The 12,965-nt window shown below is 36.6% G+C and carries 12 protein-coding genes and 1 other annotated feature; of the genes, 10 read left to right on the forward strand and 2 right to left on the reverse strand.

The annotated features are described in order from the left end of the window. Positions 1–8: 8 nt before the first annotated feature. The 5 genes from ACECE_RS0221810 to ACECE_RS0221830 all read left to right on the forward strand — a co-directional run bounded on the left by ACECE_RS0221810 (position 9) and on the right by ACECE_RS0221830 (position 4,190). Positions 9–509: a DUF6323 family protein gene (locus ACECE_RS0221810; protein WP_010251076.1), complete on the forward strand. Its 501-nt coding sequence runs from the start codon at positions 9–11 to the stop codon at positions 507–509. Further along, entirely contained in the window at positions 502–1,857 is a 1,356-nt protein-coding gene (locus ACECE_RS0221815) for a DUF6179 domain-containing protein (protein ID WP_010251078.1), read from the forward strand. Before ACECE_RS0221810 ends, ACECE_RS0221815 begins: the two co-directional genes overlap by 8 nt. An 86-nt stretch (positions 1,858–1,943) precedes the next feature. Next, positions 1,944–2,324 carry a ribosomal maturation YjgA family protein gene (locus ACECE_RS0221820; RefSeq protein ID WP_010251080.1) on the forward strand — a complete coding sequence of 127 codons (381 nt, stop codon included), beginning with the start codon at positions 1,944–1,946 and terminating at the stop codon, positions 2,322–2,324. Positions 2,325–2,471: 147 nt separating this feature from the next. After that, positions 2,472–3,371, forward strand: coding sequence for a metallophosphoesterase (locus ACECE_RS0221825; RefSeq protein ID WP_026073960.1), 900 nt, complete (start codon positions 2,472–2,474; stop codon positions 3,369–3,371). A gap of 105 nt (positions 3,372–3,476) precedes the next feature. After that, the gene (locus ACECE_RS0221830; protein ID WP_010251085.1) at positions 3,477–4,190 is read left to right on the forward strand and encodes a hypothetical protein; all 714 of its coding nucleotides are present in this window, start codon (positions 3,477–3,479) and stop codon (positions 4,188–4,190) included. A 178-nt stretch (positions 4,191–4,368) separates the two neighbouring features. Here ACECE_RS0221830 and ACECE_RS0221835 read toward each other — a convergent pair whose 3' ends face one another. After that, positions 4,369–6,456 carry a sodium-translocating pyrophosphatase gene (locus tag ACECE_RS0221835; RefSeq protein WP_010251086.1) on the reverse strand — a complete coding sequence of 696 codons (2,088 nt, stop codon included), beginning with the start codon at positions 6,454–6,456 and terminating at the stop codon, positions 4,369–4,371. Positions 6,457–6,739: 283 nt separating this feature from the next. Then, positions 6,740–6,984 (forward strand) — a binding site (T-box leader). Between the two features lie 142 nt (positions 6,985–7,126). Here ACECE_RS0221835 and trpB point away from each other — a divergent pair. The 5 genes from trpB (at position 7,127) to ACECE_RS0221860 (ending at position 12,355) form a co-directional block, all read left to right on the forward strand. Next, on the forward strand, positions 7,127–8,311 hold the full coding sequence (gene trpB, locus ACECE_RS0221840) for a tryptophan synthase subunit beta (RefSeq protein ID WP_010251088.1): 1,185 nt from the start codon (positions 7,127–7,129) through the stop codon (positions 8,309–8,311). Then, positions 8,304–9,074, forward strand: coding sequence for a tryptophan synthase subunit alpha (gene trpA / locus ACECE_RS0221845; protein WP_010251090.1), 771 nt, complete (start codon positions 8,304–8,306; stop codon positions 9,072–9,074). The genes trpB and trpA overlap by 8 nt, the downstream gene beginning before the upstream one ends. Before the next feature lie 31 nt (positions 9,075–9,105). After that, a complete protein-coding gene (locus ACECE_RS32140; RefSeq protein ID WP_268871031.1) occupies positions 9,106–9,231 on the forward strand; it encodes a hypothetical protein in 126 nt (41 codons plus the stop codon). 367 nt (positions 9,232–9,598) lie between these two features. Beyond that, on the forward strand, positions 9,599–10,897 hold the full coding sequence (locus ACECE_RS0221855; RefSeq protein ID WP_010251092.1) for a hemolysin family protein: 1,299 nt from the start codon (positions 9,599–9,601) through the stop codon (positions 10,895–10,897). Between the two features lie 303 nt (positions 10,898–11,200). Next, on the forward strand, positions 11,201–12,355 hold the full coding sequence (locus tag ACECE_RS0221860) for a stalk domain-containing protein (RefSeq protein WP_010251094.1): 1,155 nt from the start codon (positions 11,201–11,203) through the stop codon (positions 12,353–12,355). A 111-nt stretch (positions 12,356–12,466) separates the two neighbouring features. On the opposite strand, the gene ACECE_RS28555 is transcribed toward ACECE_RS0221860, so the two are convergent. Further along, a partial coding sequence (locus ACECE_RS28555; protein ID WP_040428826.1) for an IS66 family transposase occupies positions 12,467–12,965 on the reverse strand: 499 nt, incomplete at its 5' end.

Consider the following 12,965-nt stretch of genomic DNA (forward strand, 5'->3'; position numbering starts at 1 on the left):
TGTTTAAGGTGGAGAATAATTTTTTGCTGATAACCACTGGTATACAAAACAATCTCGCCGTTTCGGAAATTATAAAATGTAATGAATATACGGCCAGATTTGGCCTGATTTTATCAGAAAGTGAGGTAAAGGAACTTGTAGAAACGCGTACCGAAGCACTTAGTCGTAATGGACGTATTGAATTCGGGGGTGGAATTATTGATAAACTGATTAAGGAATTTTGCGATTCTCCTTTCCTTTATCAAGCCAACTATGCAGAAACTATGCATGATTTGATAGAAACGTTTTATTATTTCAAAAATGAATCTCTTGATGGTATAAGTGATGATGAATTGATTTCTTTAATGAAAAAGTATTTTGATCAGAACTGCCGTGGTTCTGTTGAATTACTGCAGAATCGCGAATTAGAAACATTAGCGAGGAATATTCGTTATGGTGTTCATGATTATGAAGATATAGATGACAAAGATGATTATTATGATGAGGAGGATGATGAGGAAGATGAATAACCTTGAAAAAAAATCTCTTATCAAAAGAGAAGATCTAAATGAAGAACACTATTTTCAGTCAATTTTACAGGAAGCACATAGGTTGAATTTGTTATCCGATTCTGAAGTAGAGAATATACAAATGCAAAGTATTAAACTTTTGGCTAGACAAACAGAACGCTACACAAGAGGGGAAAGCAGTTCGGTCAGAGTAGAGAATGCTCAAAGTATTTTTGAATCTATTTTATATAGCATAGGGATATACCTTAAGAGCCTTCCGGATACTGATATAAGTTTAGCGGCAATAAAGCAAAACCCTTTATCTGAGTTGTTTCAAAAGGGCAAAAAGCTTATCGAAAAGAAAGTAAATATCTCGAAACACTTACTGCACTTAATACAGAGTGACCATGTTGAAAATAACAATATTGCGTATAACCAAACAATTGAAGAGGGATTACCTGAATTTTTCTCTACTTATGATGCTGATTTTGCTGCCCATGATACCACCGGGTCTTTAGATTATCCATTAAATATCGATAAAATGGAGTTTGTTGGCATAGAGTATATTTATAATTATCTTCAAAAGCTTTATTGGGAGAATAATTTTTGTAAGAATTTTGCTGAGCATGATATTGACTGTGTATTACGAGGTTATGATGAAAAGTATCAGGATTTGCTTGTTAATATATTCAGGATTGTATTTACGAACGCATTAGGATGTATTATAGCAAATAAAAATATTAATAAACTTGAAATCGGACCTGTAGAGAGGCAGTACCTACAAGAAAAACTGAAAGACTTACCGGAAGATGAGTTGTATGAGGTGTTGAAAAAAACATCTGCAGAGCTTTGCAAGGAGCTTGGTATTGCAAATGAATTTTTATTAGAATATATTTCCCTCACTTTAATAGAGCTTTCTGGTAGATTAAAAAATGCACTGGAAAATGACCAATTGGCATCTATATTTGTGGATCATAAGGAAAAGATTATTAAACCGATTATTCATTTTCTGGATGGCGATAAAATGGAAGATGAGTTGTTTAGGCAATTGGCGACTGAAATTAGAGAGTGCAGGTTTGTAGCAGACAAGATATCAATAATTCAAAAGGAGATCCACAGCATTTCAGATTTGGTTGATATTATGGAAGCAGATTGCTTGTTTGAAAATGAATTTATTGATTTTTTTCAATCATTAGGAGATAATGAACTTGCAATGTTATCCAATTTGCTGCCAATAAATAAAGTGGATTCAACCCTTGCAGAAAGTGAAAAGGAATGGCATGTTAAACTGGATGAGTACTTTAAAGGTATTGATTTGGTTCGAAGGAATAATATAATAGAAAAAGCTGAAAAAATTGAATTGTGCTAGGAATGATGAAAATCCAGATTCGTCTATAATTTCATGGTCTAGCCTATAATCATATGTGAAACGATAAGGTATTGGGGGAATAAATTATGAAGATTAACAAGAAGTATTTAATTACTTTCTTAATACTATTTGCTGTGGAAGTTCTTATTGCTCTATTTGTGCATGATAAAATCATCCGGCCGTTTATTGGTGATGTTTTGGTAATAGTTCTGATGTATACATTTATCAGGGGAATTACACAAAAAGCGATAAAAGGGCTGCCTATTTACCTTTTCCTTTTTGCTGTCATAGTTGAAGTAACTCAGTATTTTCATCTTGTAGACATGTTGGGTTTGAGAGATAATAAACTTCTGTCTACGATTATGGGAACTTCTTTTGATATTAGAGATGTTTTATGTTACTTTGCTGGAACAGTTATTTTGGTTGCATGGGAGAAGATCGAAAGTAGTAGGGAAAAATCTGCTTGAGAGTTAAGTTGTATTGACATAAAGAACTTGAGGCTGCAACATAATTAGTTAATCTGAATACACTATATTAGTAAGGCGTTTAAAGAAAGACATGTACAGATATTTGCCATAAGAAGGCAGATGTAAGTGGACCTTGAGGGCTTTAAGATGTATGAATTTATGAGGTTATCTAAAATATTTGAGACTTCAGAACGTATTGCGTTTGATGATTCGTCTAGAATAATCTTAATGAGTGATTGCCATAGAGGTGACGGAAGTTGGGCTGATAGTTTCTGTAAAAATCAAAACCTTTATTATGCTGCCTTAACCTATTATCATAATAGAAATTACATATATATTGAGCTGGGAGATGGGGATGAACTTTGGGAAAATAAAGAGCCTGGCGAGATAATGCGCCAGCACAGGGATGTTTTTTCGCTGCTTTCAAAATTTATTATTGAAGACAGGGGTTATTTTATTTATGGAAACCATGACATAGTAAAGAAAAACAAGGGGTTTGCTGGTGGTAGTGAATATCAGTATTTTGATGAGCGTGATATAAAGAATGTCTCATTGTTTGAAAATATAAAGTTTCATGAGGGGTTGGTTTTAAAACATAAAGTCACTGGAAAAGAGATTTTTCTGGTGCATGGGCATCAGGTAAATTTTCTGGACGATAGAATGTGGTGGCTAAACAGATTTTTAGTTAGATATCTTTGGAGACCGCTTGAATTATTAGGAGTAAATGACCCAACCAGTGCAGCAAAAAATTATAATAGAAAAGCATTGGTAGAAAACAAATTGATTAATTGGATACAAAGAAAAAATCATATGATTATTGCCGGACACACTCATAGGCCAACGTTTCCCAAAGTAGGTGAGGTACCTTATTTTAATGATGGCAGTTGTGTACATCCATACGGAATAACGGGAATTGAGATTGAAGATGGGAATATTACTCTTGTCGAATGGAGTATTAAGACAAAAAATGACGGGGTATTGTTTGCGGATAGGAGTGAATTGGCAGGACCTGAAAAGCTGAGTGATTACTTTGCCAGAATTGATTAATAGATATTTGCAAGTTGTTATGTTATATTTTCAGCATTCCTTAACATCTACCAGATATAATGCATATGATATTATACAAAAGCTCATTATGAAAGGGGAGCCGATATGTATAATATTAATTACAGGGCAGATGTTATACTAGCTTATGCACGGGGTGATGTGAACGGTGATAAAGTGCCTGATAATGTTTATTTAACGGGTACAAAAACACCCGACAGTCCGTTTGCTCAAAATATAACACTTGTAATACAAGATGGAAAGACCCATATAACTGCAGCTACACCACTAAAAGAAAATGCAGGATATGATCCTTCACTGTTTTTGGGTGACTTTACGGGTGATGGTGTAGAGGATATACTGATTGGTATTGCCTCGGGGGGCAGCGGTGGAACAATGTTTTACTATATTTACTCATATATTAGCAATATACTACGATTGCTGTTTGACTTTAATGTATATAACGAGCAGTTTCAATATGATGTTAATTATAAGGATAATTACAGGGTCGAATTTATCAGCAGATTAAATAAACAGAAATACATTATAGACCTATCCTATAAGGGAGCGGATTATTTAAATGAAATATACGATAGTAACGGCAAACTAAAGGAGCCAATTGAGGGGTTTGTAAACCCTATTAGTGGTTTGTATCCGATAGATTTTGATTCAAATGGAGTATATGAATTATTAGCTTATCAAAAAATAGCCGGAAGATATAATGCCGATGCCATAGGTTATGTGCAGAATTCTTTAAAATGGAGCAATGGTATATTCACATTGTATAATCAGGATGTTGCTATTTTTGGATCGCAAGTATAAGTATATAATTTGTTTTTACATAAACTTAATATCTTTTCTTCTTCCCTTGTATGCAAGAGCTAAGGCTATAACAGCACCACATTTATGAAACATAGAGAATTGCAATAAAAAACAGCTGCCCCTTTTTGAAGGAGTGGCTGCTTTTTTATAAAGTTCAGTTTTCCTTAAAAAGTAATATCTAGAAGATAGAGTACAGAAGGAACAATGTTGACAGAAGAGAAGAAACCAGTGATACAACTGTAATTTGCGTGTTGAGAGAAGGTCCGGCAGTATCCTTGAAAGGATCACCGACTGTATCTCCAACGACAGCAGCTTTATGAGCTGGTGAACCTTTACCGCCGCAGTTGCCGGCTTCAACATACTTTTTGGAATTATCCCAGAGTCCGCCTGCATTAGACATCAGTAAAGCAAGTAAAAGACCTGATGCAATGTTACCGGTAAGGAAACCGCCAATAGCTGAAACACCACCAATAAAGCCAACTACTATAGTCGAGAGGATAGCAATAACTCCTGCCGGTATAAGCTCTTGAAGAGAACCGGTAGTTGCAATGTCTATACATTTGTCATAGTCGGGTTTGACATCCTTTTTTCCTTCTTTTAGGCCAGGAATTGTTTCCCACTGGCGATGGATTTCAGCAACCATTCTCTGCGCATTTTTGTTTACACCCAGCATTAGCATGGCTGAGAATACTGCAGGAATTGAAATACCGATAATAAGTCCGAAGAATACCGTTGGATTCATAATATCGAAGTTGGCAACGCCTTGGATACCTAATTCCTTTGCGGCAGTATTTACTTCACTCATGAATGCACCTAAAAGTGCGATAACTGTGAGACCTGCTGCACTGATTGCAAAGCCCTTTGTAACGGCTTTAACGGTGTTGCCGGCCGAATCCAAGTCGTCAGTGATAGCAATAACCTTTTCTCCTAACCCACCCATTTCTGCAAGACCTCGAGCATTGTCAACAATAGGCCCGTAAGCATCGTTTGATATGATCATTCCAACTATGGAAAGCATACCGAGTGCCGACATTGAAATACCAAACATACCATAGCCTGTGCCTAATGGATCACAAATATTATATGCCAGCAAAGCAGTAACTGCTATACCCACTAATGAGGGAAGCGCACTTAATAAACCATAAGAAAAACCTGAAAGTATAGTAAACGCAGGGCCTGATTTGGAAGCATCGGCAACTGCATGAACAATTGGCTTGGTGTCATTTGTGAAATAGTCTGAAGTAATACCAATTATAGTACCAACTATAAGTCCAATGGCCGTAGCGCCCCAAATACGCCATTCAAGGCCAAATAAGTATGTAGCTAAAGCTGTTAACACAGCGTATATACCTGTGGTTACATAAGTTGAACTATTAAGAGCTCTGCTTGGATCACCTTTTTCCCCAATACGGGCTGTAGCAACACCTATGATTGAAGATAAAAGACCAATAGCTGCATAGACGAAAACCATAATGACGTTTTTTCCTGTCAGTCCGCCTAATGTAGTAGCCATAACTAACGCAGCGGACATTGAAGCAACATTAGAGTCAAATAGGTCTGCACCCATTCCTGCAACGTCACCAACGTTATCACCAACATTATCGGCAATAACTGCAGGATTTCTTGGGTCGTCTTCTTCCATGCCGAGTTCTACCTTACCTACCAGGTCGGCACTTATATCGGCAGTCTTTGTAAAAATACCGCCACCTGCTTTAGCAAATAGTGCCAAAGAACTCGCACCAAAACTAAAACCGAGAACGGCACTGGCATCACCTATAAGCATTAATACAAGAGTAACACCAAGAAGACTGCTGCCGACAACAGCCATACCCATTACTGCGCCGCCACGGAAACCTGCCATAAAAGATGGTTTAACGCCCTTGGTAGCAGCTTCTGCAGCTTTAATGTTTGCGATTGTGGCAACTTGAATACCAATTTTTCCTGCAAGAGCCGATAAAACTGTACCGAAAATATATGAAATAGCCATAAAAACATTTTCGGATATATTACCTGTAGTCCAAATTGGTTTTGGCAGTAAAATCAGAATCAATATAGCTGCAATTCCTGTGAAACGTGCCAAAATAAGGTATTCACGCTTTAAAAATGTATTTGCCCCTTGCTGGATATATTTGCCGATTTCAGCAATGCGGGCATTAGATGAAGGTTGTGATTTTACCCATTTGTACAGCCAGGCTGCAACACCAAGAGATAGGACGGAGATTACAATTGATACGATTTGAACCGCTTGAGTAGAGATGTCAAACATACAAGTCGACCTCCTTGAAAATTATGTATTTTATATTATTTTATAACAATGCAAAATATTTATCAAATATATAGATTTAACTATAGTGTTCGTTATATAGTTACTATATTTATAACTTCTACAATAATTTTGCACATACGTTAATATTTTATTCAATAAGGTTTTGATTGATTACTTAATGTGTATCGGCTAAAGAAACTAAATGTTAAAGGAATTTTACCGTAGTTTTGCATTTTACTCATATTGACAATAAAAATTGGCGGTGCTATAATTTAGGTAATATATTAAACCTGTGATCAAGAAGAGTAAGAATAGTTACTTGTATAAGAGAGCCACTAGATGCTGAAAATGTGGTTACAAAGATTATTCTGAATGGACTTGTGAGGGAAGCCCCGAATTTATAAATAGTAGGCGCTTACGGGAATCCTGCCCGTTATCATAAGGGTGTATATGTTAGTATACAGATTGAGTGGACGATTTATCGTCAATTTGGGTGGTACCGCAGAAGTTAAGTCTTTTGTCCCTAGTATAGGGATGAAGGCTTTTTTTAATGTTCTAAAATCGAGTGAGGCTAAATGCCTTCAAGATTTTTATTTTTAAAGAATTGTCGACAAATGCTTTGAAGAGTAAGTGATTTGATTAGTAGTATATGAAAGTGAGGAGGATGAACATGTCAAGAGGAAGATTTGGAATACATGGCGGTCAATACATTCCAGAGACATTGATGAATGCTGTAATAGAGCTGGAAGAGGCTTATAACCGATTTAAAAATGACCCTGAATTTGTAGCAGAGTTAAATGAACTGCTGAACAATTATGCAGGGCGTCCATCATTGCTTTATTACGCAGAGAAAATGACTAAAGACTTGGGCGGTGCAAAGATTTATCTTAAAAGAGAGGACTTGAATCACACAGGTTCACACAAAATCAACAACGTATTAGGCCAGGTACTTCTTGCAAAACGTATGGGTAAAACACGCGTTATTGCGGAGACCGGTGCAGGTCAACATGGTGTTGCTACTGCTACAGCTGCAGCTCTGATGGGATTGGAATGCGAGATATTTATGGGTAAGGAAGACACTGAACGTCAGGCGTTAAATGTTTTCCGTATGGAACTTCTAGGTGCAAAAGTACATGCAGTTACAAGTGGTACTCAAACGTTGAAGGATGCAGTGAATGAGACAATGCGTGAGTGGACGCAGCGCATTACTGACACCCATTATGTGCTTGGTTCTGTAATGGGACCTCACCCGTTTCCGACAATTGTACGTGATTTCCAAAGTATAATCGGACGTGAAGTAAAACAGCAGATGTTAGTCAAGGAAGGAAGACTGCCTGATGCAGTATTGGCTTGTGTGGGTGGCGGCAGTAATGCGATGGGATTGTTTTATGATTTTATAGGAGATAAAAGCGTCCGGCTAATTGGATGTGAAGCAGCTGGACGCGGTGCTGATACCGACAAGACTGCAGCAACAATTACAACAGGTACAGTGGGTATTTTCCATGGTATGAAGTCCTATTTCTGTCAGGACGAGTACGGTCAGATTGCACCGGTTTATTCTATTTCAGCCGGACTTGATTACCCGGGTGTAGGTCCTGAACATGCCAACCTGCATGATATTGGCAGGGCTGAATATGTTCCGGTTACGGATGATGAAGCAGTGGCGGCCTTTGAATATCTTTCACGCTGTGAGGGAATTATTCCGGCAATAGAGAGTTCACATGCCGTTGCACATGCAAGAAAAATTGCACCTGCTATGGGTAAAGATCAAATTATTGTAATCTGTCTGTCAGGAAGAGGAGATAAAGACGTTGCGGCTATAGCACGTTACAGGGGGGTGCAAATATATGAATAAGCTAGAACAGGCTTTTAACCACGGCAAAGCTTTTATTCCATTTGTTACGGCAGGAGATCCGTCACTCGAAATAACTGAACAGTTGGTGCTTAAGATGGCTGAGGCTGGTGCCGATTTGATAGAAATAGGTATACCGTTTTCTGATCCGGTCGCAGAAGGACCGATAATTCAGGAGGCAGATTACCGTGCACTTGAAGCTGGAACAACCACCGATAAAATATTTGACATGATGAGAAATATACGTAAAGTATGCAATATACCAATAGCTTTTATGACCTATGTGAATCCAATCTTTACTTATGGTACTGAAAAATTCATGAAAAATTGTCAAGAGGTTGGGGTTGATGCAGTTATTGTACCGGATGTTCCATATGACGAAAGGGATGAGCTTATTCCTTTTTGCTCAAAATACAATGTTACTTTTATATCCATGATTGCGCCAACATCCAATGACCGCATACGCATGATAGCTAGTGAAGCGGAAGGTTTCCTTTACTGTGTTTCGTCTATGGGAGTGACTGGTGTGAGGAAAGATGTTGGAAGTAATGTTGGGGAAATGATAAAACTTGCAAAAGAAGTAAAAGACATACCATGTGCAATTGGTTTTGGTATATCAACACCTGAACAGGCAGCTGCAATGAGCAAAATTTATGATGGTGTAATTGTTGGAAGCGCAATTGTAAAGATTATTGCACAGTATGGAACGAATTGTATACCTCATGTGGTTGAATATGTGAAGAGTATGAAAAATGCAATCAAGTAGAGGCTCTTAAATAGATCAAGTCCTAGGTAGGATGAGATGTAGAGCAAGTAAAACGGATATCAAATGCAAGTCACCTGATGAAGGTGACTTGCTTATGGGACGGGATTCTGATGCAATAGCAAAGAACTTTAATGCAGCAACGATACCTTTAATTTAAGGTCGTTTGCTTTGAAAAATCCTAGGCGTATTTGTAGAAGGCTGCGGAATATATGGAAATATCAAGGTAGCGAAAGAGCGAAGGATTAAAGATTATATAAAAGCTGATATGGTTTGTCAGTTATTCTTGACAGCTTAGAATGATATATAATATATTATGTTATAATAAAGTGAAGTAAATTTGGGGGTGATAGTGGAATGGATGATATTCCGGAAGATATACGATGTAGTAGGGCGCTATGTAGATCATTATTAAAAGTAAAAAATCGGTTAAAAGCTAATTTTTACAGAAGGCCTTAAAATCCTGGAATATAGGGGAATTATGCCTTTTTTTATTTGTAACATTAATTAATGGAGGATGAAAAAATTTGTTTACCGAAATACTGGTTTTAATTTTGCTCATAGTGCTGAATGCGTTTTTTGCTGGATCTGAGATTGCTTTGATTTCAATAAATGATAATAAATTAAAGTTGATGGCTGAGGAAGGGAATAAGAAGGCCATTTTACTAAAAAAACTTGTAGACGAGCCAAGCAGGTTTCTTGCAACTATCCAAATAGGGATAACCCTTGCCGGTTTTTTTGCAAGTGCGTTTGCGGCAGATAAATTTTCAGGAAGACTGGTTAAGTTGATACAGCTTACAGGAGTGCCTATTCCTGAGGGCGTGCTTGATAGTGTTTCTATGATACTGATTACTATATTATTATCATATTTTTCGCTTGTTTTTGGAGAATTGGCACCTAAAAGACTAGCAATGAAGAAGGCTGAACCGATTGCTATGCTTGTTGCAACTCCCTTAAATTTTTTGTCGATTGTTACTTCACCATTTGTAAAGTTTCTTACATTATCCACAAACACTATTGTAAGATTGTTTGGGGTTGATCCGACTAAGGATGATGAAAATGTTACAGAAGAGGAAATTCGAATGATGGTGGATGTTGGGGAAGAAAGAGGAGCCATTGATGAAACAGAGAAAGAGATGATCAATAACATCTTTGAGTTTAATAATAAGATTGTTTCAGAAATAATGACACACAGAACTGAGATTGCAGCTTTACCGGTTGATGCAAGCCTTGATGAGGTAATTGATTTTATAAATCTAGAAAAATACTCAAGGATACCGGTTTATGAAGACAGTATTGATAACATAGTAGGTATAATGCATTCGAAATATCTTATTAAGTATTTGACTGAAGATGGTGATAAAGAAAAATTTGACTTAAAGAATCTTGTAAGGAAACCATATTTTGTTCCTGCTTCTAAAAGAACGGATGAGCTGTTTAAGGAACTCCAGCGCAATAGCACTCATATCGCGGTTATAATTGATGAATATGGAGGAACGGCTGGTATAGTTTCTTTGGAAGATTTAATTGAAGAGATAGTTGGAAATATATTTGACGAAGATGATGAGATTGAGAAAGATATTGATAAATTAGACGAAAACACATTTATTATAAATGGTACTACAAGTTTAGTTACCGTTAGGGATTATCTGGATGTGGATCTTCCGACTGAAGATTATGATACATTGAGTGGTTTTGTAATTGGACAGTTGGGTAGAATACCCGATAAAGATGATAGCCCGAGCATTGAATTTAATGGTCTTGTTTTCAAGGTTGCGAAGGTTGATGAGAAGAGGGTAGCCAAGGTAAAAGTTTGCAGAGCTTAGTAGGTTAGCCTCCTGGAGTGATATTTAAAAAGCAAAAGCGAAGTGGTTCAATGCTCCGGAGCTTTTACTTGTAAGTAAATACTACGCGCGAAATTTGGAAAAGGAAGTATTGTGAAACTACTTTGAAGTGGAGGAGGCATACTTCCTTTTTTGTATGGCCTTTCTATGAGTAACTGTTAAGAAATAATTATATAAAATTTAATAGAAAGTTAATTGTTAGTTTATTTTTCCACATTAATCCTGTGATACAATATAGTTGCCAAATTCAGGACCTCAAATTCATAAAGGGAGGGTGTACGTGTTATGGCAAAAGAGAAAATAGGTTTATTTATTGCTGTTTTAATAGGTGTTTTAGCCTTTTTCAATTTGTTTGCTTATGCATCAGATAATGTAGAGATAACCGACTTAAATGTAATAATTAATGGAAAGACAGTTAGTTTCAGCGGTGTGCCTATAATTTTGAACGGCAGGACAATGCTTCCCTTTAGAGAGGTATTAACTAATCTTGGCGTACCGGATGATGAGGAGCACATTATTTGGAATGGTGTCCAAAAAAGTGTTACTGTTATATATGGCAGTCAGAAAATATGCTTAAAAGCTAATGATAAGTCTGCGCATGTTGGTGATTTGGAGGTTGTCATGGATGTTGCTCCGATTATTAATTCGAAAAACAATAGAGTATACATTCCGGTAAGATTTATTGCTCAAGCTCTAGGAAATAAAGTGGTTTGGGATGAATCAACCAAGTCTGTCCTGATAAAGAATGAACAGGGTTATGAACAGGTTAAAGCTACTTTGGAGAAAATAAATAATTCAATTAGCGAAATACAAAAGTACAAGTATGTTATGGATCACGATGTAACATTTAAAAATACAGATTCGGGAGAGAATAGTCTCTGGAAAATACAAGCCCAGGTTGATAGGGAAAACAAGGCAATTCATCAATTGCTTAGTTGGAATGATCTTGCAGCGCAGTATCATATGGAGATGTTCTTTAAAGATAATGAAATTTTTAAGCAAAGCATGATGGGTTGGATAAAAGACGAGGTCAGCGGTACAGATTACCTCAGTCAATATAATCAAAACACTTTCCTGGATGATTTAGCAGTTAGTGATTTACTTTGTGCTGGCTTGGTGCAGAAGCAAGGTAATACCCCCGAGGTAATTGTTTTGTCTGGAGATGTGTACATAGATGAACTTATACATAAGGCTCTGCATAGAGCGCCTTTTAAATTTGATGAGGGTGTATATCAATATGACTTGAAACTGGAAAAGTTTAATGTTGAGATAATTCTTGATAAAAGTTCAAGTTTATTACGCAGTATAAATATGTATATTGAGGGAAACTTAGATTATTTGTATAATGAAGTTGAAGATGAAGAATTCGAAATGAAAGTTAAGTTACTATTTAGCGAGTATGACACTGATTTTAAAATCACAGTTCCGAGTGTTAACTGAAGTTTTTTTAAAAGATTTAAATTAAAGGATTGAATAAAGAATAGGACATGGATATATAAGTGTCCTATTTTTGTTTGGGTGTAAGCGTAAAATACAACCCGTCTACAATTACTACTCCTTCTGTTGTAAAATCTTATTATTAAGTCTGCAGGATTCAGGCAAATCATCCGACCAAGGCATTAAGGAATCCAGCACACTCTGATCTTTGACATCTACATTTGGAAGCGTTTCCAGCAAATAAGTCAGATATTCAAAAGGCTTAAGATTATTTGCTCTGGAAGTTTCAATAATACTGTAAATCATTGCACTTGAGGTAGCTCCGCTTGGAGTATTGCAAAACAGGAAGTTTTTACGTGATATAACAAATCCTTTTATACTCCGTTCCGAAATGTTATTATCGCAATAAAGTCTACCATCAAGTAAGTAATTATTAAGCTTATCCCATTGGTTCAAACAATAATTAACAGCTTTACCAGTGGCACTCTTAGGTGTAATTCGAGGTCTTTGCTGCTTGAGCCATTTGTAAAACTCATCCAATATAGGCTTGCTTTTTTTGAGTCTGCCTTCATATCTTTCGTCTGGGCTCGCATCTTCAAGCTCATGCTCAATA

This window comes from Acetivibrio cellulolyticus CD2 (assembly GCF_000179595.2).
Classification (GTDB): Bacteria; Bacillota; Clostridia; order Acetivibrionales; family Acetivibrionaceae; genus Acetivibrio; species Acetivibrio cellulolyticus.

What these genes read in the sequence shown, in the direction of transcription:
- ACECE_RS0221860 (WP_010251094.1), top strand. Translation starts at nt 11,201, where the DNA reads ATGGCAAAAGAGAAAATAGGTTTATTTATTGCTGTTTTAATAGGTGTT.
- ACECE_RS32140 (WP_268871031.1), top strand. Translation starts at nt 9,106, where the DNA reads ATGAGATGTAGAGCAAGTAAAACGGATATCAAATGCAAGTCACCTGAT.
- ACECE_RS0221825 (WP_026073960.1), top strand. Translation starts at nt 2,472, where the DNA reads ATGTATGAATTTATGAGGTTATCTAAAATATTTGAGACTTCAGAACGT.
- ACECE_RS0221830 (WP_010251085.1), top strand. Translation starts at nt 3,477, where the DNA reads ATGTATAATATTAATTACAGGGCAGATGTTATACTAGCTTATGCACGG.
- ACECE_RS0221820 (WP_010251080.1), top strand. Translation starts at nt 1,944, where the DNA reads ATGAAGATTAACAAGAAGTATTTAATTACTTTCTTAATACTATTTGCT.
- trpB (WP_010251088.1), top strand. Translation starts at nt 7,127, where the DNA reads ATGTCAAGAGGAAGATTTGGAATACATGGCGGTCAATACATTCCAGAG.
- ACECE_RS0221815 (WP_010251078.1), top strand. Translation starts at nt 502, where the DNA reads ATGAATAACCTTGAAAAAAAATCTCTTATCAAAAGAGAAGATCTAAAT.
- ACECE_RS0221835 (WP_010251086.1), bottom strand. Translation starts at nt 6,456, where the DNA reads ATGTTTGACATCTCTACTCAAGCGGTTCAAATCGTATCAATTGTAATC.
- trpA (WP_010251090.1), top strand. Translation starts at nt 8,304, where the DNA reads ATGAATAAGCTAGAACAGGCTTTTAACCACGGCAAAGCTTTTATTCCA.